At 70.9% G+C, this 25,918-nt stretch carries 28 protein-coding genes; 20 read left to right on the top strand and 8 right to left on the bottom strand.

What is annotated here, in order from left to right; genetic code table 11:
* The first annotated feature begins 115 nt into the window (after window positions 1-115).
* On the top strand, window positions 116-772 hold the full coding sequence (locus tag MKK60_RS14920) for a glutathione S-transferase family protein (protein WP_147728451.1): 657 nt from the start codon (window positions 116-118) through the stop codon (window positions 770-772).
* 65 nt (window positions 773-837) lie between these two features.
* On the opposite strand, the gene leuC is transcribed toward MKK60_RS14920, so the two are convergent.
* Window positions 838-2,250, bottom strand: a complete 1,413-nt coding sequence (leuC, locus tag MKK60_RS14915) for a 3-isopropylmalate dehydratase large subunit (protein WP_243986849.1) — start codon at window positions 2,248-2,250, stop codon at window positions 838-840.
* A gap of 156 nt (window positions 2,251-2,406) precedes the next feature.
* Window positions 2,407-2,616, bottom strand: a complete 210-nt coding sequence (locus tag MKK60_RS14910; protein WP_243986847.1) for a DUF1127 domain-containing protein — start codon at window positions 2,614-2,616, stop codon at window positions 2,407-2,409.
* Between the two features lie 115 nt (window positions 2,617-2,731).
* On the opposite strand from MKK60_RS14910, the gene MKK60_RS14905 reads away from it, so the two are divergent.
* From MKK60_RS14905 to MKK60_RS14895, 3 genes are all read left to right on the top strand, one after another.
* Window positions 2,732-4,072, top strand: a complete 1,341-nt coding sequence (locus tag MKK60_RS14905; protein WP_243986845.1) for a PLP-dependent aminotransferase family protein — start codon at window positions 2,732-2,734, stop codon at window positions 4,070-4,072.
* Window positions 4,073-4,197: 125 nt separating this feature from the next.
* Window positions 4,198-5,151, top strand: coding sequence for a 2-hydroxyacid dehydrogenase (locus tag MKK60_RS14900; protein ID WP_243987063.1), 954 nt, complete (start codon window positions 4,198-4,200; stop codon window positions 5,149-5,151).
* Complete coding sequence (locus MKK60_RS14895) at window positions 5,148-6,008, top strand: AprI/Inh family metalloprotease inhibitor (RefSeq protein ID WP_243986842.1); 861 nt, start codon at window positions 5,148-5,150, stop codon at window positions 6,006-6,008. The genes MKK60_RS14900 and MKK60_RS14895 overlap by 4 nt, the downstream gene beginning before the upstream one ends.
* 42 nt (window positions 6,009-6,050) lie before the next feature.
* On the opposite strand, the gene MKK60_RS28600 is transcribed toward MKK60_RS14895, so the two are convergent.
* The gene (locus MKK60_RS28600) at window positions 6,051-6,680 is read right to left on the bottom strand and encodes a PRC-barrel domain-containing protein (RefSeq protein ID WP_313901130.1); all 630 of its coding nucleotides are present in this window, start codon (window positions 6,678-6,680) and stop codon (window positions 6,051-6,053) included.
* A gap of 216 nt (window positions 6,681-6,896) precedes the next feature.
* Here MKK60_RS28600 and MKK60_RS14885 point away from each other — a divergent pair, with 216 nt between their 5' ends.
* Window positions 6,897-7,463, top strand: a complete 567-nt coding sequence (locus tag MKK60_RS14885; RefSeq protein ID WP_243986840.1) for a glutathione peroxidase — start codon at window positions 6,897-6,899, stop codon at window positions 7,461-7,463.
* A gap of 17 nt (window positions 7,464-7,480) precedes the next feature.
* Here the strand turns inward: MKK60_RS14885 and MKK60_RS14880 are convergent, their stop codons facing one another.
* The gene (locus MKK60_RS14880) at window positions 7,481-8,047 is read right to left on the bottom strand and encodes an NAD(P)H-dependent oxidoreductase (protein ID WP_409566093.1); all 567 of its coding nucleotides are present in this window, start codon (window positions 8,045-8,047) and stop codon (window positions 7,481-7,483) included.
* Between the two features lie 441 nt (window positions 8,048-8,488).
* Entirely contained in the window at window positions 8,489-8,635 is a 147-nt protein-coding gene (locus MKK60_RS14875; RefSeq protein WP_243986838.1) for a hypothetical protein, read from the bottom strand.
* Window positions 8,636-8,805: 170 nt separating this feature from the next.
* Here MKK60_RS14875 and MKK60_RS14870 point away from each other — a divergent pair, with 170 nt between their 5' ends.
* Window positions 8,806-9,213, top strand: a complete 408-nt coding sequence (locus MKK60_RS14870; RefSeq protein ID WP_147842910.1) for a DoxX family protein — start codon at window positions 8,806-8,808, stop codon at window positions 9,211-9,213.
* Here the strand turns inward: MKK60_RS14870 and MKK60_RS14865 are convergent.
* Both MKK60_RS14865 and MKK60_RS14860 read right to left on the bottom strand, forming a co-directional pair.
* Complete coding sequence (locus MKK60_RS14865) at window positions 9,207-10,397, bottom strand: SMP-30/gluconolactonase/LRE family protein (RefSeq protein ID WP_243986836.1); 1,191 nt, start codon at window positions 10,395-10,397, stop codon at window positions 9,207-9,209. The two genes, MKK60_RS14870 and MKK60_RS14865, sit on opposite strands and share 7 nt — an antisense overlap.
* Before the next feature lie 13 nt (window positions 10,398-10,410).
* Window positions 10,411-11,394, bottom strand: a complete 984-nt coding sequence (locus MKK60_RS14860; RefSeq protein WP_243986834.1) for an SMP-30/gluconolactonase/LRE family protein — start codon at window positions 11,392-11,394, stop codon at window positions 10,411-10,413.
* Between the two features lie 347 nt (window positions 11,395-11,741).
* Here MKK60_RS14860 and MKK60_RS14855 point away from each other — a divergent pair, with 347 nt between their 5' ends.
* Window positions 11,742-12,443, top strand: coding sequence for a ParA family protein (locus MKK60_RS14855; RefSeq protein WP_279604110.1), 702 nt, complete (start codon window positions 11,742-11,744; stop codon window positions 12,441-12,443).
* 27 nt (window positions 12,444-12,470) lie between these two features.
* Here the strand turns inward: MKK60_RS14855 and MKK60_RS14850 are convergent, their stop codons facing one another.
* The gene (locus MKK60_RS14850) at window positions 12,471-13,856 is read right to left on the bottom strand and encodes a M20/M25/M40 family metallo-hydrolase (RefSeq protein ID WP_147727411.1); all 1,386 of its coding nucleotides are present in this window, start codon (window positions 13,854-13,856) and stop codon (window positions 12,471-12,473) included.
* Window positions 13,857-14,126: 270 nt separating this feature from the next.
* On the opposite strand from MKK60_RS14850, the gene MKK60_RS14845 reads away from it, so the two are divergent.
* From MKK60_RS14845 to cyoD, 13 genes are all read left to right on the top strand, one after another.
* Entirely contained in the window at window positions 14,127-14,654 is a 528-nt protein-coding gene (locus MKK60_RS14845) for a (2Fe-2S)-binding protein (RefSeq protein ID WP_243986833.1), read from the top strand.
* Entirely contained in the window at window positions 14,651-15,664 is a 1,014-nt protein-coding gene (locus MKK60_RS14840) for an FAD binding domain-containing protein (RefSeq protein ID WP_243986832.1), read from the top strand. Before MKK60_RS14845 ends, MKK60_RS14840 begins: the two co-directional genes overlap by 4 nt.
* A 7-nt stretch (window positions 15,665-15,671) precedes the next feature.
* A complete protein-coding gene (locus MKK60_RS14835) occupies window positions 15,672-17,927 on the top strand; it encodes a xanthine dehydrogenase family protein molybdopterin-binding subunit (RefSeq protein ID WP_243986831.1) in 2,256 nt (751 codons plus the stop codon).
* A gap of 210 nt (window positions 17,928-18,137) precedes the next feature.
* The gene (crcB, locus tag MKK60_RS14830; RefSeq protein WP_243986830.1) at window positions 18,138-18,506 is read left to right on the top strand and encodes a fluoride efflux transporter CrcB; all 369 of its coding nucleotides are present in this window, start codon (window positions 18,138-18,140) and stop codon (window positions 18,504-18,506) included.
* 13 nt (window positions 18,507-18,519) lie between these two features.
* The gene (locus MKK60_RS14825) at window positions 18,520-18,957 is read left to right on the top strand and encodes an EamA family transporter (protein WP_243937256.1); all 438 of its coding nucleotides are present in this window, start codon (window positions 18,520-18,522) and stop codon (window positions 18,955-18,957) included.
* Between the two features lie 203 nt (window positions 18,958-19,160).
* Window positions 19,161-19,307, top strand: a complete 147-nt coding sequence (locus MKK60_RS14820; RefSeq protein WP_243986829.1) for a hypothetical protein — start codon at window positions 19,161-19,163, stop codon at window positions 19,305-19,307.
* Entirely contained in the window at window positions 19,304-19,624 is a 321-nt protein-coding gene (locus MKK60_RS14815) for a hypothetical protein (RefSeq protein ID WP_147841997.1), read from the top strand. The genes MKK60_RS14820 and MKK60_RS14815 overlap by 4 nt, the downstream gene beginning before the upstream one ends.
* 129 nt (window positions 19,625-19,753) lie before the next feature.
* Window positions 19,754-19,909: a hypothetical protein gene (locus MKK60_RS14810; RefSeq protein ID WP_187274828.1), complete on the top strand. Its 156-nt coding sequence runs from the start codon at window positions 19,754-19,756 to the stop codon at window positions 19,907-19,909.
* A 268-nt stretch (window positions 19,910-20,177) separates the two neighbouring features.
* The gene (locus MKK60_RS14805; protein WP_147728166.1) at window positions 20,178-21,515 is read left to right on the top strand and encodes an MFS transporter; all 1,338 of its coding nucleotides are present in this window, start codon (window positions 20,178-20,180) and stop codon (window positions 21,513-21,515) included.
* Window positions 21,516-21,608: 93 nt separating this feature from the next.
* Window positions 21,609-22,805, top strand: a complete 1,197-nt coding sequence (gene cyoA / locus MKK60_RS14800; RefSeq protein ID WP_409567405.1) for a ubiquinol oxidase subunit II — start codon at window positions 21,609-21,611, stop codon at window positions 22,803-22,805.
* Between the two features lie 43 nt (window positions 22,806-22,848).
* Complete coding sequence (gene cyoB / locus MKK60_RS14795) at window positions 22,849-24,852, top strand: cytochrome o ubiquinol oxidase subunit I (RefSeq protein ID WP_243986828.1); 2,004 nt, start codon at window positions 22,849-22,851, stop codon at window positions 24,850-24,852.
* 4 nt (window positions 24,853-24,856) lie between these two features.
* Window positions 24,857-25,483: a cytochrome o ubiquinol oxidase subunit III gene (gene cyoC / locus MKK60_RS14790; protein ID WP_147728169.1), complete on the top strand. Its 627-nt coding sequence runs from the start codon at window positions 24,857-24,859 to the stop codon at window positions 25,481-25,483.
* Window positions 25,480-25,905, top strand: a complete 426-nt coding sequence (cyoD, locus tag MKK60_RS14785; RefSeq protein ID WP_243986826.1) for a cytochrome o ubiquinol oxidase subunit IV — start codon at window positions 25,480-25,482, stop codon at window positions 25,903-25,905. Before cyoC ends, cyoD begins: the two co-directional genes overlap by 4 nt.
* Window positions 25,906-25,918: the final 13 nt, after the last annotated feature.

Genomic DNA, 25,918 nt, shown 5'->3' with positions numbered 1-25,918 from the left:
CGTTTCCCGGACGTTCGGCGCATGATGCGCGCCGGCGGATTCGAGACGGCGCGTTCGAAACGGCACGAGTCTTGGATCCGCCTTTCGCGAGAAGAACCCGCGAAGGGGAACGCGCATGGCCACGGCGACTCTCACCATCTCGAGCCGAAACTACTCGTCGTGGTCGCTCCGCGGCTGGCTGATCTGCAAGATGGCCGGTCTCGACTTCGAGACCGAGGTGCTGCCCGGCGGCGACGAGACCTCCCGCGCCGAGCTCCTCCACCTGTCACCCTCGTTCCTCGTGCCGCGCCTGCACCACGAAGGCATCGTGGTGTGGGACACGCTGGCGATCGCGCAATACCTCAACGAGACCTTCCCCGAAGCCGGCTTCCTGCCGAAGGACGCCGCCGCGCGGGCGCATTGCCGCTCGATCAGCGGTGAGATGCATGGCGGGTTCATCAACCTGCGCTCGGCCCTGCCGATGAACCTGAAGGCCTTCCACCCGCGCTTCCGGGTGTTCAACGGCGCCAGGGGCGACATCGAGCGCATCGTCACGATCTTCGACGATTGCCTCGCCCGCTACGAGGGCCCGTTCCTGTTCGGCGAGCGCCCGACGCTGGCCGACGCGATGTACGCCCCGGTCTGCACCCGCTTCCGCACCTACGACGTGACCCTGCCGCCGCGCGCCACCGCCTATCGCGACGCGATCCTGCACTGGCCGCTGATGGTCGAGTGGGCGGAGGCCGCCGCCGAGGAGCCGGAGGAGATCGAAGAGCTCGACATGGAGTTCTGAGGACGGGCTTCTTCCCTCCCCCCTCTGCGGGGGAGGGGAGGTCGCGCGCGAACCTGCCGCCGTGCCTAACCCTTCGGCCAGGCTCGGATGTCGACGAAGCGGCCGGCCACCGCCGCCGCCGCGGCCATGGCCGGGGAGACGAGGTGGGTGCGGCCGCGATGGCCCTGGCGGCCCTCGAAGTTGCGGTTCGAGGTCGAGGCGCAGCGCTCGTTCGGGCTGAGGCGGTCGGCGTTCATGCCGAGGCACATCGAGCAGCCCGGCTCGCGCCAGTCGAAGCCGGCGGCCTTCAGCACCGCGTCGATCCCCTCGGCCTCGGCCTGTGCCTTCACCAGCCCGGAGCCCGGCACCACCATCGCCGAGACGCCCGCGTGGACCTTCTGGCCCGCGACCATCTTGGCGACGATGCGCAGGTCCTCGATCCGGCCGTTGGTGCAGGAGCCGATGAACACCCGGTCGAGGGTGATGTCGGTGATCTTGGTGCCCGGCGTCAGCCCCATGTAGGACAGCGCCTTCTCCTTCGAGGCGCGCTTGTTCTCGTCGAGGATCGTCGCCGGATCGGGCACCGAGCCCAGCACCGAGATCACGTCCTCGGGGCTTGTGCCCCAGCTCACGATCGGCGGCAGGCTCGCGGCGTCGAGCCGGACCTCGCGATCGAAATGCGCGCCCTCGTCGCTGACGAGGCTCTCCCAATAGGTGCGGGCCCGTGCGAAGGCCTCGCCCTTCGGCGCCATCGGCCGGCCCTCGCAATAGGCGTAGGTCGTGGCGTCGGGCGCGACGAGGCCGGCGCGCGCGCCGCCCTCGATCGACATGTTGCAGATCGTCATCCGGCCTTCCATCGACAGCGCGCGGATCGCCTCGCCCGCATATTCGATGACGTGGCCGGTGCCGCCGGCGGTGCCGATTTCGCCGATGATCGCGAGCACGATGTCCTTGGCGCTGACGCCGGCCGGCAGCGCGCCGTCGACGGTGACGCGCATGTTCTTGGCCTTCTTCTGCAGCAGCGTCTGCGTGGCGAGCACGTGCTCGACCTCCGAGGTGCCGATGCCGTGGGCCAGCGCCCCGAACGCGCCATGCGTCGAGGTGTGGCTGTCGCCGCAGACGATGGTCTGGCCGGGCAGGGTGAAGCCCTGCTCGGGGCCGATGATGTGGACGATGCCCTGGCGGCGATCGAGCGCGTCGTAGAACTCGATGCCGAAATCCTGGACGTTCTGCGCCAGCGCCTCGAGCTGGATCCGGCTCTCCGGGTCCTCGATGCCCTTGGAGCGGTCCGAGGTCTGGACGTTGTGGTCGACCACCGCCAGCGTCTTCTCCGGGGCGCGCACCGTGCGGCCGGCCACGCGCAGGCCTTCGAAGGCCTGCGGGCTCGTCACCTCGTGGACGAGGTGCCGGTCGATGTAGAGCAGCGTCGAGCCGTCGGCCTCGACGTCGACGACGTGGTCGTCCCAGATCTTGTCGTAGAGGGTGCGCGGGCTCGTCATGGCTCTGGTCGCTTCGCGGCGTGTCTGTGGCCGGCCTCTAGCCGGCGCGGAGGTCTTTAGTAAGGTTCGAAACGCGATTTCGGAAGTGCTCGCCGGCCGGCCGCCGCAAATGGCTGACCGGCATCGGCTGCAGGGGTGGCGGCCGGCCGCCTCCGGTCACGGCCGCCAGAACGGCTTGTCGGCCTCCGCGCGGACGGCACGGCGGTCGAGGCCGGCGTCGCGCAGCTGGTCGTCCCGCAGGCCGGCGAGCTCGCGGCGCGCCCGGTGGCGCCGGATCCAGGTCCGCACCACGGACGGATCGAGACCGAAGATCCGCCCCAGGTCGGAGGCAGGTGGCGACTGGGGTAGGGACGTGACGGCGGGCATGATCAGCGGTCCGAAGCGGGGAGGGGAAAGCGATCCGGCCGGGATTGCCCGGGCAGGATTGAACCGATACGAACCTCGGTTCAATGCGTTTATTGGCCTCGGATCAATTTAGCGGATGACCGATTACCGGAGCGTCGCCGACGCGGTCGCGGCGGAGATCGCCAGCGGGCAGATCAAGCCGGGCCATCGCCTGCCGCCGCAGCGCGCCTTCGCCTACGAGCGCGGCATCGCGGTCTCGACGGCGAGCCGCGTCTACGGCGAACTGGCCCGGCGCGGCCTCACCCTTGGCGAGGTCGGGCGCGGCACCTACGTCCGCTCGGACCTGAGCGCCCCGGTCCGGATGCAGCCGGAGCCGGCCCCGGGCGCGGTCGACCTCCAGCGCACCCATTCCAACCTGCCGGAACAGGACGTCGTGCTGACCGAGGGGCTGGCCGCCCTCTCGCGGGCCGGCGCCACGGGCGCGGCCCTGAACCAGTACGGACCGGCGGGCACGCCCCGGGCGCGGGCCGTCGCCGCGCGCTTCCTCGCACGCGGCGATTTCGCCCCCGATCCCGACGGCGTCCTGTTCACCGGGAACGGGCGGCAGGGCTTGGCCGCGGTCCTGGCGGCGCTGGCGCGGCCCGGGGACCGCATCGGCTGCGAGCCGCTGACCTATCCGGTGGTGAAGGGCATCGCCGCCCGCCTCGGGATCGCCCTCGTCCCGCTCGCCCTCGACGCGGAGGGCATCCGGCCCGACGCGATCCTGCAGGCGCATCGCGCCGCCCCCTTGAGCGGCCTCTACCTCCAGCCGACCCTGCAGAACCCCCTCGGCCTCACCATGGGGCCGCATCGCCGGTCCGAGATCGCGGCGGTGCTGGCCCAGACAGGCCTCGTCGCGATCGAGGACGCGGTCTACAGCTTCCTCTCGGATGCGGTGCCGCTGGCGGCCCGGGCGCCGGGCCGGACGATCGTGATCGACAGCCTGTCGAAGCGCGTCATGCCGGGGCTGACGGTCGGCCTGATCGCGTCGCCGCCCGATTGGACCGACCGCCTCTCGGCCTCCGTCCGCCAGGGCGGATGGGCCGCGACCGGGTTTCCGCTCGCCGCCGGAACGCACTGGATGGGCGACGGCTCCGCCGTGCGGCTCGCCGTGGTCAAGCGCGCGGATGCGGTCGCGCGGCAGAACCTGGCCCGCGACTGCCTGGGCGACCTGTCGATCGGCGGCGACCCCTGTGCCTATCATCTCTGGCTCGACCTGCCCGAGACCTGGCGCGCCGAGGCCTACGCGGCGGCGGCCCTGCGGCAGGGCATCGCCATCACGCCGGCCTCGGCCTTCGCCATCGTCCCGGGGCATGCCCCGAACGCCGTGAGGCTCGCGCTCGCCGCGCCGCCGCGCGACGACCTGCGCCGCGCCCTCACGGCGCTGCGCCGCCTGGTCGATGCGCGCGACGACCAGATCATCGACGAGATGGGATAGCCTGGACCCGGAGCCGCGCGGCCCGTACGGCCTTGTCGCCACCGCATGGGGCGCCCATCATCGCGCCGGAACCACGCCCCGACGGCGCCAGGAGCCGACCTTTGAGCCTTCGACCCGAACTCTTGATGCTGAAGCCGATGCTCGCGAGCGTCGGCGAGGCGTTGACGCCCGCCTTCGACCTGCACCGGCTCGACGCCGCGACCGACCGCGACGCGTTCCTCGCCGAGGTCGGCCCGCGCATCCGCGGCCTTGCCGTCAACGCCCAGGCCGTGGTCGACGGGCCGCTGCTGGACCGGCTGCCCAACCTGGAGATCGTCGCCAATTTCGGGGTCGGCTACGACACCATCGATGCGGCCGAGGCCGGGCGGCGCGGCGTCGTCGTCACCAACACGCCGGACGTGCTCACCGACGAGGTCGCGGACCTGGCGATCGGCCTGCTGCTCGCCACGGTGCGGCAGATCCCGCAGGCGGACCGGTATCTGCGCGCCGGGCGCTGGCCGGAGAAGCCGTTCCCGCTCACCGCGTCGCTGCGCGGGCGCCGGGTCGGCATCCTCGGGCTCGGGCGGATCGGGCGGGCGATCGCGAGGCGGCTCGAAGGCTTCGGCGTCGCGGTCGCCTATCACGGGCGGCGCCCGCAAGGCGACGTGCCCTACGCCTATCATCCGACCCTGGTCGGGCTGGCGCAGGCCGTCCACGTGCTGATGGTGGTGGCGCCGGGCGGCGCCGGCACGGACGGCCTGGTCGATGCCGCGGTGCTCGCCGCCCTCGGGCCGGAGGGCCTCCTGATCAACGTCGCCCGCGGCAGCGTGGTGGACGAGGCGGCGCTGGTCGCGGCGCTGGAGGCCGGCACGATCCACGCGGCCGGCCTCGACGTCTTCGCCGCCGAGCCGCACGTGCCGGAGCGGCTCGTCGCCCTCGACCGGGTGGTGCTGCTGCCGCATGTCGGATCGGGCACGCACGAGACCCGCGCCGCCATGGGGCAACTCGTCGTCGACAACCTGATCTCGTGGTTCGAGGGCCGCGGGCCGCTCACGCCGGTGGCGGAGACGCCCTGGCCGGCGGCGGGCGCCCGGGCATGAATCCGGCCCGGAACACCGTCTGCCTGCGGCTGGCCGCCGGGGCCTGGCTCGCGCTGGTCGGCGCGGCCGCCGGGCAGGATGCTCCCGCCCCGTCCGCTCCTCCGGCCGTGCCTGCATCCGAGCCTCCGGCCGCGCCCGCACCCTTCGCGATCACCCTGCCCGAGGGGCGCGGCGGCGTGCCCGGCACCTGGGACCTCTCGCGCGACGGCACCAACCGGCGCTGCGTGATGACGCTGGCCTCCGAATCCGGCGAGGCCGGGCAGAAGGTGTACTTCCCGGCCGGGTGCCGGCGGTCGGTGCCGGTGGTGGGCGCGGTCGCCGGCTGGCTCTTCGCCGACGGCGTCGTCCGCCTCGTCGACCGCAACGTCCGCCCGGTGCTGGCCTTCGCCAAGCGGCCCGACCAGCGCAGCTACGTCGCCACCGCCGAGGCGGGCGAGAGCTACAGCCTGGTGGCCCTCGAGATCGCGGCGATGCGCGCGTCGAGCCCCCTCGACCCGACGGCAATCGCCGCGGCGCCGCCCGAGGCCGCGCCCGATCCGGTGCCGGCGCAAGCTCCGCGGTCGGCCCCGGGGCCCGGGGCGCCGGCGGGGATCTACGCGCTCGACCGCCTGCTCAACCGCGACGTCTGCCGCCTCGATCTCGGCGACGGGCCGGGTGCGCCGGTGCGCCTCCTCCCGGGCTGCCGCGACAGCGGGATCGAGGTGTTCGATCCGGCGACGTGGCGCACGAGCGAAGGCCACATGACCCTGGTGGCCAAGCGCGGGCACGTGGTGAACCTCGTGCCCGCCGGCGACGGAACCTGGCGGCGCGACCCGGAGACCGGCGTCGCCTTCGTGCTCCGCCGGGTCGCGCCCTGAGGCTTGCCGCCGCCGGGCTCGTCCGCTGCTCGCGACGGGCCTTTACTTGGCAGCGTCCGCCTTGCCGGCATCGTCCTTCGGCTTCTCCTTGCCGAGGTAGATGTATTCCGGCGCCGCGCGGAGCTGGTCCTTGTCGGTGTTGATCATCGCCCGCAGCGCCTTGCCATCGACGCGCTGCAGATGCATCGCGCTCGGGTCGACCGCGACGTACTTGGTGCCGATCCCGAGGAAGCCGCCGACGCCGACGACCCAGGCCTTCACCTTGCCGTCGAAGCCGATCACCACGTCGGCGATCTCGCCGATGGTCTCGTTGGCGCCGTTGATGATGGTCTGGCCGACGAGCTTCGAGCTGACCATGTCGTCGGGCGACTGCGCGACGAAGGTCGGCCGCAGGTTGTCGGTGAAGGTCGCGGGCTGCCCCGGCACCGCCTCGAGCGGCTTCATCGGCGCCGCCGACGCGTCGGGCTTCACCGGATCGGGCTTGACGACGTCGGGCTTGACGGAGTCGGGCTTGGGCGCATCCGGCGAGGCCGTCGCTGGCTTCTCGGGCGGCACGGCCTGGGTGCCCGGCGCGGCCGTGGTCGGGGACGACGTCTGCGCGAGCGCGAGGCTCGGTCCCAGGACGGTCGTGCCCAGGGTGAGGAGGACCGTTCCGGCAATCAGGCTGCGCATCGCGTCTCGTCTTTCCATCGTCGCCCCGAGCCCGATCCGGCCCGGGGTCTACAGTGAAGCTCCCCCGCAAAAGGCCCGCCGCATCAGAAGGTTCCACCGTGCCCGCGTGGTGCGCCGGCTCCGGAAAACGCGAGGGGGCCGCCCTGGACCTCGCGGCCGCGTGCGCCATCTGGTCGTGGGCCGAGCCCGCGACCGCTCCGGAGGCCGTACCCGCCCATGACCCTGCTCCGCCGCGAAGCCCTCACCCTCCTCGGTGCGGCCATGAGTGCCGCCGCCGGCAGCGCCCACGCCCTCGATGCCGGGACGCGCGCCACCGCCTTCGCCTTCGACGGGCCGGAGGGCGGGGCGATGCCGCTGTCGGCCTATGCCGGGCGGCCGATCCTGGTGGTCAACACCGCCACCGCGTGCGGCTATGCCGGGCAGCTTACCGGGCTGCAGACGCTGTGGACGCGCTTCCAGGAACGCGGGCTGACGGTGATCGGCGTGCCCTCGCCCGATTTCGGCAACCAGGAGCCCCTCGATGGCGCCGCCATCGCCGAGGCCGCCCGCAAGAACCACGGCGTCACCTTCCCGCTCACCGCCAAGACGCGGGTGAAGATGCCGGGCGCCCACCCGTTCTACCAATGGGCGGCGCTGGAGAAGCCCGGCGAGACGCCGCGCTGGAACTTCCACAAGTATCTCGTGGCCCGCGACGGAACGCTGGCCGCCGCCTTCGCGACCCAGGTCGAGCCGACCGACCCGCGGGTGATCAGCGCGATCGCCGCGGCGCTCGACAAGGCTTGAGCGTCACGGCCTGAGGCTCACGCCGCCGGCGCCTTCTCCCGGTCGGCCCCGCGCGACACCTTCAGCAGCGCGTCGAGCTCGCGTCCTGCCGCCTCGATGCGCGCGGCCACGGTCGCGTCGGCGACGACGCCGTCCGCGATCTCGTCGCCGCCGGCATAGACCGAGGTCGGCGCGATGTGCGCGGAGAAGAACCCGAACAGCGGCCGGAGCGAGTGCTCGACCACCAGCGCATGGCGCAGGCCGCCCCCCGTGGCGGCGAGCGCCACCGGCATGCCGACGAGGGCCTCGGCGTCGACGAAATCGAACACGTGCTTGAACAGGCCGGAATAGGCGCCCTTGTAGACCGGCGTCCCGACGATCAGCGCGTCGGCCCCCTCGATCGCCGCGACCAGCGCCTCGGCCGCCGGCGGGAGGCCGTCGCGCGTGAGCGCGCCGAGGCCCGGCCCGGCATCGATCAGGTCGATCACGCTCAGGTCGATGCGGCGATGGCGGCCGAGCTGCGCGCCGATCGCTTCGACGAGCGTGCGGGTGCGCGAGGGCCGGTTGATGCTCGCCGAGAACGCGACGACGCGGGGCAGGGGCACGGATGGAACCTCGGGACTCGCCGGAGCGCCCCGGCCCGTGGAGGCCGGCGGCGCGATCGGTCCGTTGTGACCGGTCCGGCGACGCTTGGGAACCACCGCGGGCCGCGACTCCGGCACCGTGTCAGGGCCTGTCCGTCCGCTCCCTGGGGGCCCCGACGGAAGACCCGAGGTCATAGCGTCGGTCCTTCGAGCGCGGGGGACGATCCGGCGGAGCGCCGGATCGCAGGCTGAGGACGGCGCCCACGAGACCGGGACCGGTCGGCCCGTGCTTCGGGCCGAAGCCGCGCAGCCGCCGGAACCGGACCGCGCAGGGGGGGCGAGCCGGTGCGCAGGGCGACGACCGCCTCGATGCGGTCGACATCCGATAAGGATCGCGACGTCGACCAGCGCCGGCCGCCACAGCCGCGGCGCGACCGCCCACGCGATGCCGAGCGTGCCCGCTCAGGCGGAGAACGGCTCCGGTCCGCCCGCCGCACGCTCCTTGGCCCGTGCCATCGGGGCGGTTCGTAGCGGGACGCCGAAGGCGACGTGCTTCGCGATCATCGTCACCGCGAGCGCCGCCGTCGTCGAGACCGGAAACAGCGGCATCGTTCCCCAGAGCGTCGCCCCAGGCCGGAAGCGTTGCACGCGCCGGTTGGCATCTCCTGAACCGGCGCGGGCGCGCGGGCGGCGTTCCGTTCCGCAAATGCGAAAGCTTGACAGGCGGGGCGAAGTCCTCGCGATGGTGCCTCCTCGAAGCGTCGGAGACCGGTCCGCCCATGAACTCGCTCGTCCCGCGCCTGAACGGCTACGCGCCCTACGCCCTGTCGCTGCTGCGCGCGGTGACCGGCCTCGTGTTCTTGCAGCACGGCACGCAGAAGTTGCTCGGGCTTCCGCCGCGGACGATGCCGGCGCCCGAGCTGCTCTCGCTCGCCGGTGCCGCGGGCCTGCTCGAGCTGGTCGGCGGCACGCTGATCGTCCTCGGGCTGTTCACCCGGCCGGTCGCGTTCCTGCTGTCGGGCCAGATGGCGGTGGGCTACTTCCTCGTCCACGCGCCGAAATCGCCGTTTCCGGCGGTGAACGGGGGCGATGCCGCGATCCTGTTCTGCTTCGTGTTCCTCTACCTCGTCTTCGCGGGCGCCGGCCCCTTGAGCGTGGACGCCGCCCGCGCCGGCCGCCGCTACTGAGCGAGGCCGTCGACCGGGTCGGCATCGATCCGCACCCGCAGGATCGCGTAGGGCGGCTCCTGCAGGTCGCGGCCGTGGTTGTACTCGGGCCGGCGGTTCACCTGGGCGGCCGAGATGTAGAGCCAGCGGTCGGCGGTGATCCAGAACGTGTCCGCCCAGATCAGCCGCGGATCGGAGGCGATCACGGTGATCGTCCCGTCGGGGTCGCGCCGCCCGACGGCGTTCTGCTCCTGCAGGCTGAGATAGACCCGGTCCTTGGAATCGGTGGTGAGGCCGCCGGTCATCCCCTTCTCGCCGAGGTCCTTCACGGTCGCGGCCACCTCGGCATCCGAAACCTTCGGGTCGAGCAGGCCTGCCGTCTCGACCGAATACAGCCGGCGCGCCATCAGCGGCGCGTAGTACAGGCGGCTGCCGTCGGGGCTGAGCGCGATGCCGTTGGCGCCGCCCTTCGGGTGCTGCGGCGGGCTGTCGCCCTTGGTCTGCATCACCGGGCGCTCCTCGACGAACTTCACCACCCCCTTCTGCGACTTGGTGCTGGCATGCTCGGCCAGCCGCCGCGCCACCTGGCCGGTGGCGAGGTCGACGGCGAGGATCGCCCCGTCCTCCCCCTGGCCCTGGTCGGTGATGTAGGCGCGCTGGCGCCCAGGCCTGATCTCGACGCGCAGGTCGTTCAGCGACGAGGTCGGCACGATGCCGGCCTCGAGCGGGATCATGCGGACGATGCGGTTCGTCGCCAGGTCCATCTGGACGAGCTTCGCCCCGCCCGGCACCGGCGCGCCCTTGCCCTCGGGCAGGCCGGAATCGAGCAGCCACAGACTGTCGTCGGGGGCGAAGACGCCGTTCGGAACGTGGAAGAACGTCGCCTGCGGCCGGCCCGCGTCGGGGGTGTTGGTGGCCTGGTCGGGATAGGGCTTCACCGAGCCGTCGGGCAGCACCTCGCCGACGGTGACCGTCTCCTTGCCGGTGAAGCGCGGCATCATCACGAAGACGCGGCCCCCGTGCGAGATCGCCAGGCCCGTCGGCGTCGAGGGCGCGTGCGCGGCGAGCGCCAGCTCCATCCGCAGCGCGGTCCGGCTCGCGACCGCGGTGCCGCCCGGCGCGGGCGAGCCCGTCTCGGCCGCGGCCGCGGGCAGGGCGAGGGCGGCGAGGCCGCCGGCGAGGAGGTGGCGTCGGACGAGGGGCATGGAGCTTACCGTTTTAGCCGCGAGGCGCGACGCGCAGGTCGATGGCGAGGATGGCGTGGCCGGCGGCGACGAACAGCCGCCGCCCGTCCGATCCGCCGAAGGCGAGGTTCGCGGCCGGCGTCGGCGTGGCGATGCGGCCGAGCGGCGTGCCGTCGGGAGCGAAGATGCGGATGCCGTCGCCGCAGGCGGCGTAGACCCGCCCGGCGCCGTCGACCTTCAGGCCGTCGGGCACGCCGGCCTCGATCGGCGCGAAGGTCCGCGGCGGCCCGAGCCGGCCGTCCGCGCCGACGGCGAACGCCATCACGGCCCGGCCGGCCTCGGGGTTGAGCGACGCGCCGGATTCGCTGACGTAGAGGGTGCGCCCGTCGGGTGCGAAGGCGAGGCCGTTCGGCTGGTCGAGGGCGTCGGTCATCGCCTCGACCTTGGCCGCCGGCATGCCCGGCGCGGTGATCCGGTAGACGCGGCGCGCGCCCTGCTCGGGCTCGGCCAGGATGCCCTCCTCGGGCTGGGTGATGCCGAAGACCGGGTCGGTGAACCACACCGCCCCGTCGGCGGCGACCACCGCGTCGTTGGGCGAGTTTAAGCGTTTGCCGGCGAAGGCGTCCGCCAGCACGATCTTCGTCCCGTCCGGCTCGCGCCGCACCACCCGCCGGGTGCGGTGCTCGCAGGTAATCAGCCGCCCCTGCCCGTCGAGCGTGTTGCCGTTGCCGTTCTCGGAGGGGTCGAACAGGGTTTTCACCGACCGGTCGTCGGCGAGCACGCGGATGCGGTTGGCCTTGGTGTCGCTGAACACCAGCCCGCCGAGCCCGGGTGCCCAGCACGGCCCCTCGCACCAGCGCCCGTCGTCGAACAGCGTCCGGATCGGGGCGGCGGGATCGATCAGGGCGTCGAGCCGCGGATCGTCGACCCGCACCACCGCGCCCGCTGCCCGTACCGTCGAGGCCGCGAGCAGGCCGAGGCCGGCCGCGAGGACGACGCGTCTGTGAAGGTTCGGCATGGCATTCCAAGGACCCGAGCCCATCACCCGGGACCGGGTGAACGCCCAAGGCCCGCAAGCGATCCCGGATCCGATCCGCGCCCGCATCCGGGGCCGACGCGTGCCGCGCGGGCCCTCTGAATGCGTGGGGATCCTCGGGCTGGCGGTCGTGCGCATTCGGCATGGCCGACGGGCGAGAACCGCTGGCCTATCCGACTATCCTCCCATAAGCACCTCCCTGCGGGCAGGTGACGGAATGGATTCCTGTGGCGAATCGGTCCCACCTCGCTCGCCTCCGCGAAGGTCGCGGACGGCCGCGGAGCACGACCGCGCCGCGCATGGATCGAGATCGAACGGGCGGGACGCGCATGGCCCTCGAAGGATCCCACCCGCATCCGCCGATCGGGAGCGGCCTTCTGCGGCCCCGGGTCGTGGCCGTCGCGGTGCAGAAGGGCGGCACCGGCAAGACGACGCTCGCAGCCTCGTTGGCCGTCGCCGCGGCGGAGGCGGGCGAGCGCGTGATCGCCCTCGACCTCGATCCGCAGGGCTCTCTCGCGTCCTGGGGGGCGATGCGCGCGACGGGCTCGGTCGCGGTCGACCGCATCCAGCCCTGGGAGATCGGGCAGCTCGACGACGTCCTCGTTCAAGCCGCCGACGACGGCGCGACGCTCGCCGTGGTCGATACCGCGGGCGCCATGGCCGGGGTCGCCCACGCCTTGCGGATCGCCGACCTGGTCTTGATGCCGGTGCGTCCCTCCCGCCTCGATCTCATCGCGGCCGGGCCTACGCTGCAGGCCCTGGTCGGCCTGGGGATGCGGCGGAAGCTGGCCTTCGTGCTGAACCAATGCCCGCCCCCGCCATCGCCGCGGACGGAGGCCTATGCCGTGCAGATGCGGACGCTCGGCGTGCTCGCCGAGCCGAGCATCATCCAGCGGGTCGACCACCAGGATGCCCTGGCCATGGGCCTCGGCGTCACCGAGTGCGCCCCGGGGGGCCAGGCCGCCGCCGAAATCCGCGCGCTCTGGGCGTGGATCGACGCGAAGATGGGGCATCCGGTGCCGGCAGCCTGACCCCGTGCCCTGCCGTGCGCGCGGGGGTCAGCCCCGTCCGAGCGCCGACAGGATGCGCGCCCACGAGCGCGTGCCCTTGTGGAAGCTGCGCAGGTCGTACTTCTCGTTCGGCGAGTGGATGCGGTCGTCGTCGAGGCCGAAGCCGATCAGCAGGGTGTTGCGGTCGAGCAGGCGCTTGAAGTCGCCGACGATCGGGATCGAGCCGCCGGCGCCCACCGTCACCGCGGGCACGCCCCACTCGTCGGCGAGCGCGGCGCGGGCGGTCTCGAGCTCCGGCATGTCGAAGGGCAGGCTGATCGCGCGCGAGCCCTTGTAGCAGATCACGTTCACCGAGCAGTCGGCCGGGATGCGCTGGCGCACGAACGCCTCGAAGGTCTCGGCGAGCCTCTGCGGGTCCTGGTCGTCCACGAGGCGGAACGAGACCTTGGCGCTCGCCTTGCCGGCGATCACCGTCTTGGTGCCCTCGCCGGTGTAGCCGCCGATGATGCCGTTGACGTCGCAGGCCGGCCGGGACTGCACCAGCTCGATCAGCAGCCGGCCGCGCTCGCCGGCCGGCTCCGACAGGCCGATCGGGCCGAGGAACTTCTCGGGGGTGAAGTCGAGGCCGCGCCACTGCTCCAGCACCTCGGGCGGGCGCTCGTGCACCCCGTCGTAGAAGCCCGGCAGGGTCACCCGGCCGTCGGCGTCGTGCAGGTCGGCGAGGATGCGCGACAGCACGTGGATCGGGTTGCGCGCCGCGCCGCCGAAGAAGCCCGAATGCAGGTCGCGGTCGGCGCAGGTCACCTCGACCTCGAAGTACGCGAGCCCGCGCAGGGACGAGGTGATCGCCGGCGTCGTCGGGTTCCACATGGAGGTGTCGCACACCAGCACGACGTCGGCACCGAGCCGGTCCTTGTTCTGCGCCACCCATTCGGGCAGCCCCTGCGAGCCGTTCTCCTCGGCGCCCTCGATCAGGATCGTGACCGCGCAGGGCAGCTCGGCGTTCATCGCCAGATGCGCCCGACAGGCCTCGACGAAGGTCATCACCTGGCCCTTGTCGTCGGAGGCGCCGCGGGCGACGATGGTCTTGTTGCCCTTGGCGTCGGTGGCGATCCGCGGCTCGAACGGCGGCGTCTCCCACAAGGCCAGCGGATCGACCGGCTGCACGTCGTAGTGCCCGTAGAACAGCACGTGCGGCGCCCCCGGCTTCGGCTTGTGCGCCAGCACGACCGGATGGAGCGAGGTCTCCTCCACCGAGGTCTCGAACCCGAGCGCCGTCAGGTCCGCGGCGAGCCAGGCCGCCGCCTCGCGGCACGGGCCGGCATAGGCCGGATCGGTGGAGATCGACGGGATCCGCAGGAAGGCGAACAGGCGCTCCAGGGCGTTGTCGAGATCCTTGTCGATGTCGTTGAGGACGGAATCGAGGGCGGCCATCGGGGCTCCTGGGACGGTTCGGCTGTCCGGCCCAGGGTTAGCCGAGGCGTGCGCAAACGGAAACCGTTTCGCCCGCAGCGCGATCGCCCGCCCCGGGGAACAGCCGCAGATTGGAACCGTTATCGGGAGGAACGGCGGCCGTCGCGCAGCCTGGCCGGACGCAAGTCCTGCGACACGTCCCGCGACCCGTCGCGAGACCGGGCGGTGCCCGACGTCGGTCGCCCTCCCCCGCGCGGTTCGTGCGGAAACCCCTTTTTCTTGGAACGCCCCATGCTCATCGAAAGCGGCTCGCCCGTCGCGGCGGACAACCGGATCGGCATCCGCCTCACCATCAACGGCCAGCCGCGCGAGCTTCAGGTCGCGCCCTGGACCACCCTGCTCGACCTGCTGCGCGAGCACCTCGACCTCACCGGCACCAAGAAGGGCTGCGACCACGGCCAGTGCGGCGCCTGCACGGTGCTGGTCGACGGCACGCGGGTGCATTCCTGCCTGGCGCTGGCGGTGATGAAGGACGGGGCCGAGATCACCACCGTCGAGGGCCTCGCCGGCATCGCCAACGCGGGCGCCGGCTCGAACGGGCTCCACCCGATCCAGGAGGCCTTCATCGAGCACGACGCGTTCCAGTGCGGCTACTGCACGCCCGGCCAGCTCTGCTCCTCGGTCGGCCTGATGAACGAGGGCCACGCCCACTCGCGCGACGAGATCCGCGAGGCGATGAGCGGCAACATCTGCCGCTGCGGCGCCTACACCAACATCGTCGACGCGATCGAGGACGTGATGCAGGGGGAAGCCCGATGAACCGCTTCGACTACGTCCGCGCCGACACCGTGGCCGAGGCGGTCCAGGCCTTCGCCGCCGCACCCGGGGCCCGCTTCATCGCGGGCGGCACCAACCTGATCGACCTGATGAAGTACGACGTCGAGCGGCCCGGCCGCCTCGTCGACATCACCCGCCTGCCGCTCGGCGAGATCGTCGAGCACGACGGCGGCCTGCGCCTCGGCGCGCTGGCGACGAACGCCACCGTCGCCTACGACGCGCGCGTCCGCGCCCGCTACCCGCTGCTGTCGAACGCGATCCTGGCCGGCGCTTCGGCGCAGCTGCGCAACGCCGCCTCGACCGGCGGCAACCTGCTCCAGCGCACCCGCTGCTATTATTTCTACGACACGTCCACGCCGTGCAACAAGCGCCAGCCCGGTTCCGGCTGCCAGGCGATCGGCGGCGTCACCCGCATCCACGCGATCTTCGGCACCAGCCCGAGCTGCATCGCGACGCACCCTTCCGACATGTGCGTGGCGCTGGCCGCGCTGGAGGCGGTGGTGCAGGTGAGCGGGCCGGACGGCGACCGGGTGATTCCCTTCTCCGAGTTCCACCGCCTGCCGGGCGACGCCCCGGAGCAGGACACCACGCTGAAGCCCGGCGAGATCGTCGTGGCGGTCGACCTGCCCGAGCGCGATTTCGGCCAGCACGTCACCTACCTGAAGCTGCGCGATCGGCTCTCCTACGCCTTCGCGCTGGTCTCGGTCGCCGCCGCCCTCGAGCTCGACGGCGACACGGTTCGGACCGCCCGCCTCGCGCTCGGCGGCGTCGCCCACAAGCCCTGGCGCAACCGCGAGGCCGAGGCGCTGTTGCAGGGCAAGCCCGCCACCCGCGAGAGCTTCCAGGCGGCGGCCGACCTGATCGTGGCCGAGGCCCAGCCGCAGGCAGGCAACGCCTTCAAGGTCGAGCTGGCGCGGCGCGCCATCGTGCGCGGCCTGGAGCAGGCCGCCGCCGGCACGCCGCAATCGATCACCGACAAGCGCATCCAGTGAGGCCCCGATGACCCAGACCTTCTCCTCCACCGGCCGGGACACGTTCGTCGGCAGCGCCCGCAGCCGCGTCGACGGCCCCGCCAAGGTGACGGGCCTCGCCAAATACGCGGGCGAGTTCGCCGCCCCCGACCTGCTGCACGGCTACGTGGTGTCGAGCGGCATCGCCAAGGGCCGAATCAGGACCATCGACACCGGCAAGGCCGAAGCCGTGCCCGGCGTCGTCAAGGTGCTGACCCACGAGAACCGCACCCGCACCGCCTGGCTCGACTACAATTACCAAGATCAGGTCGCGCCCCCCGGCTCGCCCTTCCGCGCCCTGTACGACGACAAGATCCACTACAGCGGCCAGCCGATCGCCCTGGTGGTGGCCGAGGATTTCGAGACGGCCCGCCACGCCGCGGCGCTGGTGGCGGTCGACTACGAGGTCGAGGAGCCGCTGACGGATCTCGAAGCCGCCAACGCCTTCGCCTACGAGCCGCCGATGCGGCGCAACGGCATCAAGCCGCCGCCCAAGCCCTGGGGCGACGCGGATGCGGCGTTCGACGCCTCGGCGATCCAGCTCAAGCAGGAGTATCGCCTCGCCACCGAGCATCACAACCCGATGGAGCCCCACGCCTCGACGGTGATCTTCGAGGGCGACGGCAAGTACACGGTCTACGACAAGGTCCAGGGCGTCTCGAACAGCCATGCCTACCTCGCGAAGGTGTTCGGCATCGCCAAGGACGACCTGCGGGTGCTCAACCCCTATCTCGGCGGCGGCTTCGGCTCGGGCCTGCGCCCGCAATACCAGCTCTTCCTGGCGATGCTGGCCGCGCGCGACCTCGAGCGCTCGGTGCGCGTGGTGCTGACCCGCGACCAGATGTGGAGCATCACCTACCGGCCGGAGGCGCTGCAGACCATCAGCCTCGGGGCCGAGCGCGACGGCACGCTCCTGGCGCTGCGCCACGACGCGGTCGGCGCGACCTCGACCTTCGAGGACTACCAGGAGGTGGTCGTGAACTGGTCGGGCGTGATGTACCGCTGCGACAACGTCCTCTTGACCTACAAGATCGCCAAGCTCGACACCTACACCCCTGGCGACATGCGCGCGCCGGGTGCCGTCACCGGCGTCTTCGCGATCGAGACCGCCATGGACGAGCTTGCCTACGCGAGCGGCCTCGATCCGATCCAGCTCCGCCTGAAGAACTTCACCGAGGCCGACGCCACCGCCGAGAACAAGCCCTTCGGCTCGAAGGCGCTGAAGAGCTGCTTCTCGGAGGGCGCCGCGCGCTTCGGCTGGGACCGGCGCAACCCGGAACCGCGCTCGATGCGCGAGGGCCGCGAGCTCGTCGGCTGGGGCATGGCCTCGGGCGTCTGGGAATCGATGATGATGCAGACGAGCGCCCGCGCCATCCTCACCCCGGACGGCAAGCTCGAGGTCGGCAACTCGACCGGCGACATCGGCACCGGCACCTACACGATCCTCACCCAGATCGCCGCCGACACCCTCGGCCTGACGATGGAGGACGTGACGACGAAGCTCGGCGACACCGCGCTGCCCGAGGCGCCGGTGGCGGGCGGCTCCTGGACCGCGGCCTCGTCCGGCACCGCCGTGATGAAGGCCTGCCGCGACGTCGGCGAGCAGGTGTTCAAGCTCGCCCGGCAGATGGAGGATTCGCCGCTGGCCAACGTCGACTTCGAGCGCGTCGCCTTCGCCGACGGGCGCATCGCGGTGGCGGGCGACCCCACGCGCAGCGTCGCCCTGGTCGACGTGCTGCGGGCGGCCGGCGTCGACAAGGTCGAGGCCACGGCCAACGCCGCCCCCGACAAGGACTTCAACGCCAAGTACGAGGCCTACACCCACTCGGCGATCTTCGTGGAGGTGAAGGTGGACGAGGAGCTGGGCCAGGTCCGCGTCACCCGCGTCGTCTCGGCGATCGCGGCCGGAAAGGTGCTGAATCCCAAGACCGCGCGCAGCCAGATCCTCGGCGGCGTGGTGATGGGCATCGGCTCGGCGCTGGAGGAGGAGTCGATGATGGACGACCGCATCGGCCGCTTCATGAACCACAATCTCGGCGAGTATCACGTGCCGGTGAACGCCGACATCCACGACATCGACGTGATCTTCGTCGACGAGGAGGACAAGGCGAACCCGCTCGGCGTGAAGGGGCTCGGCGAGATCGGCATCGTCGGCACCGCGGCGGCGGTGGCCAACGCCGTGTTCCACGCCACCGGCAAGCGCATCCGCAACCTGCCGATCACGGTCGACAAGATCCTGGGCTAACGGACCCGGCCCGAGCGACGTCCGCTCGGCGACGGTACGGTCGAGACGGCCTCGGCCGCGGCACCCGCCGCGGCCGAGGCCGTTCGCCTGCGAGGAGATCGCGACGGGCCCCGGGCGCCCGTCCGAAGCCGGCGGCCCGGATGCGGGCCGTCGCCGCGGTCCCGAATGTGCTACGGCGCCCGCTCCGAATCCTCGGGCCGTGCGGTCGTCATGAACCTCCTCCTCGTCTTCGTCGGTGCCGGGGTCGGCGGCGTGGCGCGCTACGGCGTCAGCACCGCGTCCCTGCGGCTCGGGTCGGGCTTTCCCTACGGCACCATGGCGATCAACATCGTCGGCTCGGTGCTGATGGGCCTGTTCACCGGCTGGTTCGCCCTGCGGGGCGGCGGGCAGCCGCTGCGGCTGTTCATCGCCACCGGCGTGCTCGGCGGCTTCACCACCTTCTCGTCCTACTCGCTGGAGGCCGTGATGCTGCTGGAGGGCGGCCAGGCCGGCGCGGCGGCGATCTACATCGTCGGCTCGGTCGTGCTCGGCCTCGCCGGCCTGTTCGCCGGGCTGCTGCTGATGCGCGCGATCCTGTGACGGGCCCGGCGTGATGATGGCCTTGATGCAGTCCTGGCGCTTCTGGGCGCTGCTCTCGGCGGCCTTCGCCGCGCTCACCGCGATCCTGGCCAAGGTCGGCGTCGCCGGCGTGCCGTCGGACGTCGCCACCCTCGTCCGCACGGTGGTGATCCTCGGCCTCACGGCGGCGATCGTGGCCGTCACCGGCCAGGCGGCCGACCTCGCGCGGATCCCGGGGCGGAGCGCGGTCTTCCTCGTCCTGTCGGGGCTCGCCACCGGCGCCTCGTGGCTCTGCTACTTCCGCGCCCTGTCCCTGGGCGATGCCGCCCGCGTCGCGCCGATCGACAAGCTCAGCGTCGTGCTGGTGGCGATCTTCGGCGTGGTCCTGCTCGGCGAGACGCTGAGCCCGACCAACTGGCTCGGCGTGGCGCTGATCGCCGCCGGCGCCGTCCTGGTCGCGATCGGTGCATGACGGCTGCGGCGTACCATGGAATCGTTTCAACTATAAACTTCGATATCGCCCGACGAAGATTGAAATTACAACGTTTCCAATATTGTCGACGTCGCTTGATTGTCGATTTCCATCCCTGCTAGACCGTTCTCCGGCGATGTACTTCCGCCTTGCTCTCAAGGTGGCGTGCTCGCCGAGCGCTGGAGGCCGGAATGGGACGGGTGATGGACCTGATCGATGCCTGCGTGACGGTGGCGTGGTGGGACGGCTCGTGCCTCGGCCTGCGCCTGCACCGCCTGCCGGACCTGATCGACCACGTCGCGGCGAGCCCGCAGCCGAAGCGGGCGCGCCGCTTCGGAGGCCGCCGATGATCGCCGAATCGAATCGGTGCCGCTGCGACGAGACCCGCGGGCAGGCGGCGGTCGAGCAGGCGCTGACGCGGGCGTTCTGGCACGCCCTCGATGGTCAGGGCCTGTCGGTGATGGCCGCCCTCGAAGCCGCGTCGCGCACCATCGGCGTGCTCTACGGCCAGATCGCCGCGGCGCACGGCGCCGGCACGACCTGCACCTGCGGCTGGGTGCCCGACCCGGACACCGACCTGATCGTGCTGGAAGCGCATCTCGCCGCCGCCCTGCTTCAGCCGCGTGCGCCGGACCTCGCCCGGATGGAGGCCGCCGGCAGCGCCTGACGGCCCGACCCGCCCCGGCGCACGGCGCCCGCTGGCCTTCCCCCGGACAAGCCGGGCGGGCGGACGTTACGGTTCGCTTAACCCACCCGCGCGATCATCGCCCCCTGATGCGAGGTCGGAGCTCGGGCGATGGACGCATTCTACCACGGCCTCGAAACGTCGCTGCTGGCCTTCGGCTTCGCCCTGAGCGTCGCCGCCTTCGCGCTGCTCGCGAGCCCGCCCGCGCCCGCCGGCACGATCACGCTGCCGATGCTGACCGTCGACGTGCCGCAGAACGCCCGCTGACGCGGCTGCGTCGCGGCTCCTGCGTGACACGACGAAGACGTGGGACAGACGTGGTCATGCGTCCGGGACGGCATGGACATGCCGGATTCAAGGGAGACCATCGCGCAGCCTTGCGCTATCAGCCGGGACAGCCCTGATCGGCCTGCGACTACGCGGCGGTGTCACCGACGGCCCTGAGCGGATACCTTCCGGTCGCGGTCCCGGCGCACGCCTCGCGTCGATCGCCGCACCGCGTCACCGTCGTCATCGAGCAAGCCGGCTGTCCGACATGATCCCTGAGCCCGCCCTGGCAAACTCCTCGCCCCTCGAGCGCGACGCGCACCTCGTCTCGACCGACCATAAGGTCGCGCCGGGAGAGATCGCGGCCGGCGTGGTGATCGGCCGGGCCTCGGAATATTTCGACTTCTTCGTCTACGGCATCGCCTCGGTGCTGGTGTTCCCGAAGGTGTTCTTCTCGTTCGAGCCGGATGCGCTCACGGCCACGCTGTACTCCTTCGCGGTGTTCTCCCTCGCCTTCATCGCCCGGCCGATCGGCTCGGTGATCTTCATGGCCGTCGACCGGCGGCACGGCCGCGGCGTCAAGCTGACGATCGCGCTGTTCATGCTCGGCGGCGCCACCGCGGCGGTGAGCTTCCTGCCGAGCTACGCCAGCATCGGCCACGCCTCGATCTGGCTGCTGGCCGGCCTGCGCATCCTCCAGGGCCTCGCGCTCGGCGGCGCCTGGGACGGGCTCGCCTCGCTCCTGGCGCTGAACGCCCCGCGCGAGCGCCGCGGCTGGTTCGCGATGATCCCCCAGCTCGGCGCGCCCCTGGGCTTCATCGTCGCCAGCGCCCTGTTCTCGTTCTTCCTCGTCAACCTCGATTCGGCCGACTTCCTCGATTGGGGCTGGCGCTTCCCGTTCTACTGCGCCTTCACCATCAACGTCGTGGCGCTGTTCGCCCGCCTGCGGCTGGTGGCGACCGACGAGTTCGTCCGCCTGATGGAGAAGGGCCGGCTCGAGCCGGTGCCGGTGATCGAGGTGGTGCGCCACCATGCGGTGGACGTGTGGATCGGCGCCTTCGTGCCGCTGGCCGCCTTCGCGCTGTTCCACCTCGTGACGATCTTCCCGATCAGCTGGCTGACCCTGTTCACCGATCGCTCGCCCGGCGAGTTCCTGATCGTGCAGTGCTCGGGCGCCATCGTCTGCGCCGGCGCGGTCGCGGCCTCCGGGCTGATCGCCGACCAGATCGGCCGCCGCAACGCGCTGCTGCTCAGCTCCGGCCTGATCGCCGTCTTCGCCCTCGGCAGCATCATCGCGCCCCTGGTGTTCGGCGACAGCGCGATCGGCCAGACCATGTACGTCACCATCGGCTTCATGCTGATGGGCCTCGCCTACGGCCAGACCGCCGGCGCGGTGACGGCGCGGCTCGGCGCGCGCTACCGCTACACCGGCGCGGCGCTGACCTCGGATCTGGCGTGGCTGTTCGGCGCAGGCTTCGCCCCGCTGGTCGTCCTCTGGCTCTCGTCCCGCTACGGGCTGTGGATGGTCGGCCTCTACCTGCTCTCGGGTGCGGCGGCATCGCTCCTTGCCCTCACCCTCGACCGTTCCGAGATGCGTCAGATGTAGTCGGGAGGCCCGCGTCGTCCCTCACCCGTTCCGATACATGTTCGCGCCGAACGGCCCCAGGGCCCGCCGGCCAGGCAAACCGAGTTGATCGCCGTGGCACGCTCCGCCTCACCTTCCCGTCCCCCGGCCCGCACGGCCGCCCGGCTCCTGCGGGGCCTCTGCGCCGTGTCGCTCTCCGGGCTGCTCGCCGGCTGCAACCTCGTGGTGATGCAGCCCTCGGGCGACGTCGCCCTGCAGCAGCGGAACCTCGTCCTCGCCTCGGTCGGGTTGATGCTGCTGATCGTGCTCCCGGTGATCGCGCTGACGCTGATCTTCGCCTGGCGCTACCGGGCGACCAACGAGTCGGCCCCCTACGATCCGGACTGGCACCACTCGACCCAGCTCGAGGTGGTGATTTGGACGGCGCCGCTGCTGATCATCATCGCGCTCGGCGCGCTCACCTGGATCAGCACCCACACCCTCGACCCGTTCCGGGCGCTCCGGCGGATCGACTCCGCCCGCCCCGTGGCGGCCGGCGTGAAGCCGCTCGCCGTCGAGGTCGTCGCCCTCGATTGGAAGTGGCTGTTCTTCTACCCGGAATACGGGATCGCCACCGTCAACGAGCTCGCCGCCCCCGTCGACCGGCCGATCGACTTCAAGATCACCGCCGCCTCGGTGATGAACGCCTTCTACGTCCCCGCGCTGGCCGGGATGATCTACGCGATGCCCGGCATGCAGACGCAGCTCCACGCGGTGATCAACAAGCCGGGCGAGTATGCCGGCTTGTCCTCGCACTACAGCGGCACCGGCTTCTCGCGGATGACGTTCAAGTTCCACGGCCTCGACGATGCTGGGTTCGACGCCTGGGTCGCCAAGGCGAAGGCGCAGGGCTCCGACCTCACCCGCGAGGACTATCTCAAGCTCGAGAAGCCGAGCGAGGCCGAGCCGGTGAAGTACTACAAGTCCGTCGCCGACGGGCTGTTCGACACCATCGTCAACATGTGCGCCGTGCCGGGCAAGATGTGCATGAGCGAGATGATGACCATCGACGCCAAGGGCGGCGCCGGCAAGGACTCCACCGAGAACCGCGAGCGCCTCCGCTACGACAACCGCCACATCGAGCAGGGCGACGAGGCGCCGGGTGCCACAGCACCCGCGTCCGGCCGCACCCCGCACGGCCAGGAGCAGCCGCAGGGCATGAAGCCCGACGGCAACAACCCGCACGTCCACGAAAACGGAACGAAACCCGAGAACCAGATGCCGGCGCCGGAGCGGGACTCGGTCGCCCCGTCGCAGCTCAACAACAAGTAGGACCGGCGCCCCGCCGCCGAACCACCCTCAACGGATCGAACCCATGTTCTCCAATCCGGATCTCCAGAAGCTCGTCTTCGGACGGCTCTCGCTGGAAGACATCCCCTACCACGAGCCGATCCTTCAGGTGACCTTCGCCATGGTGGCGCTGGGTGGCCTCGTCGTGCTCGGCGCGATCACCTACTACCGCTTCTGGGGCCCGCTCTGGCGGGACTGGCTGACCTCGGTCGACCACAAGAAGATCGGCGTGATGTACATCGTGCTGGCCTTCGTCATGCTGCTGCGCGGCTTCGCCGACGCGCTGATGATGCGCGCCCAGCAGGCGGTCGCGTTCGGCGCCAACGAGGGCTACCTGCCGCCGCACCACTACGACCAGATCTTCACGGCGCACGGCGTGATCATGATCTTCTTCGTGGCGATGCCGTTCGTCACCGGCCTGATGAACTACGTCGTGCCGCTGCAGATCGGCGCCCGCGACGTGGCCTTCCCGTTCCTCAACAACTTCAGCTTCTGGATGACGGTCTCGGGCGCCATGACGATCATGGCTTCGCTGTTCGTCGGCGAGTTCGCCCGCACCGGCTGGCTCGCCTATCCGCCGCTCTCGGGGGCGGACATGAGCCCGGGCGTCGGCGTCGACTACTACATCTGGGCGCTGCAGATCGCCGGCATCGGCACGCTGCTCTCGGGCATCAACCTGATCGCGACCATCGTGAAGATGCGCGCGCCGGGCATGACCATGATGAAGCTGCCGATCTTCGTCTGGACCTCGCTCTGCACCAACGTGCTGATCACGGCGGCCTTCCCGATCCTCACCGCCGTCCTCGCCCTGCTGTCGATGGACCGCTACGTCGGCACGCACTTCTTCACGAACGACCTCGGCGGCAACCCGATGATGTACTTCAACCTCATCTGGATCTGGGGCCACCCGGAGGTCTACATCCTCATCCTGCCGGCGTTCGGCATCTTCTCGGAGGTGACCTCGACCTTCTCCGGCAAGCGCCTGTTCGGCTACGCCTCGATGGTCTACGCGACCGTGGTCATCACCATCCTCTCGTACCTCGTCTGGCTGCACCACTTCTTCACGATGGGCTCCGGCGCCGACGTGAACTCGTTCTTCGGCATCACGACGATGATCATCTCGATCCCGACGGGCGCGAAGATCTTCAACTGGCTGTTCACGATGTATCGCGGCCGGATCCGGTTCGAGCTGCCGATGATGTGGACCGTGAGCTTCATGGTTACCTTCACCATCGGCGGCATGACCGGCGTGCTGCTCGCCGTGCCCCCGGCCGACTTCGTGCTGCACAACTCGCTGTTCCTGATCGCGCACTTCCACAACGTCATCATCGGCGGCGTGCTGTTCGGGAGCTTCGCCGGTGTGACCTACTGGTTCCCGAAGGCCTTCGGGTTCAAGCTGGACCCGTTCTGGGGGAAGATGTCGTTCTGGTTCTGGACGGTGGGGTTCTACTTCGCCTTCATGCCGCTCTACGTCCTCGGCCTGATGGGAGTGACGCGCCGCGCCAACCACTTCGACGATCCGTCGCTGCAGATCTGGTTCGTGATCGCCGCCTTCGGCGCGGTGCTGATCCTTCTCGGCATCCTGTCGATGATCGTCCAGTTCGTGGTCTCGATCCGCAACCGCGAGGCGCTGCGCGACCTCACGGGCGATCCCTGGAACGGCCGCACCCTCGAGTGGTCGACCGCCTCGCCGCCGCCGGACTACAACTTCGCCTTCACCCCGGTCATCCACGATCTCGACGCGTGGTCCGACATGAAGAAGCGCGGCTACGAGCGCCCGCTCAAGGGCTACAAGCCGATCCACATGCCGAAGAACACCGCCACCGGCGTGATCCTCGGCGTGGTCTCGATCGGCTTCTCGTTCGCGATGATCTGGTACATCTGGTGGCTCGCGGCCGCGACCTTCGTGACGATGTTCCTCGTCACCGTGATCCACACCTTCAACTACAATCGCGAGTTCTACATCCCCGCCGCCGACGTGGTGCGGGCCGAGGGGCAGCGGACGAGCGTGATGGCGGGACGGGCCTGAGCCGATGATGCACACCGACACGGCCCCGCCGGGCACCGAGGCTCCGGCCTTCTACCTCGACGAGGACCACGCCCACGAGTCGAGCACCATGCTCGGCTTCTGGATGTACCTGATGAGCGATTGCCTCATCTTCGCGGTGCTGTTCGCCACCTACGGGGTTCTCGGTCGCAACTATGCGGCCGGGCCCTCGCCGCGCGACCTGTTCGAGCTGCCGCTCGTGGCGCTCAACACCTCGATGCTGCTCCTCTCCTCCATCACCTACGGCTTCGCCATGCTAGAGATGGAGAAGGACAACGTCCGGACGATGCAGGTCTGGCTCGCGATCACCGGCCTGTTCGGCGCGTGCTTCATCGGCATCGAGCTCTACGAGTTCGCCCACCTGATCCACGAGGGCGCGACGCCGCAGCGCTCGGCCTTCCTGTCCTCGTTCTTCGCCCTGGTCGGCACCCACGGCCTGCACGTCTCGCTCGGCATCGTCTGGCTGATCGTGCTGATGGTGCAGACCGCCCAGAAGGGGCTGATCGTCGAGAACAAGCGCCGGCTGATGTGCCTGTCGATGTTCTGGCACTTCCTCGACGTCGTCTGGATCGGCGTCTTCACCTTCGTGTACCTGATGGGAGTGCTGCAATGAGCTCGGCGACGGGGGCGGGGCACCACGCCGAACCGCACGGTCACGGCCACGACGCGTACGGCCACGACGCGCACGGCCACCCGGCCGGGGCGCACGGCTCGTTCAGGAGCTACATGACCGGCTTCGTGCTCTCGGTGATCCTCACCGCGATCCCGTTCTGGCTGGTGATGAGCGACGTGCTCGGCAACGCCGTGCACACCAGCCTGATCATCATGGCCTTCGCGGTAGTGCAGATCGTGGTCCACATGATCTACTTCCTGCACATGAACACGAAGTCCGAGGGCGGATGGACGATCCTGGCCCTGATCTTCACGCTGACCCTCGTCGTGATCACGCTGACCGGCTCGATCTGGGTGATGTATCACCTGAACACCAACATGATGCCGACGTCGCCGCACGACCTGATGCACCACAAGCCCTGAGGACGTCCCGCCT

This window comes from Methylobacterium sp. J-092 (genome assembly GCF_022829325.1).
GTDB lineage: Bacteria > Pseudomonadota > Alphaproteobacteria > Rhizobiales > Beijerinckiaceae > Methylobacterium.
The sequence above is the reverse complement of the archived record's forward strand: the minus strand, read 5'-3'. Positions and strand labels throughout refer to the sequence as shown.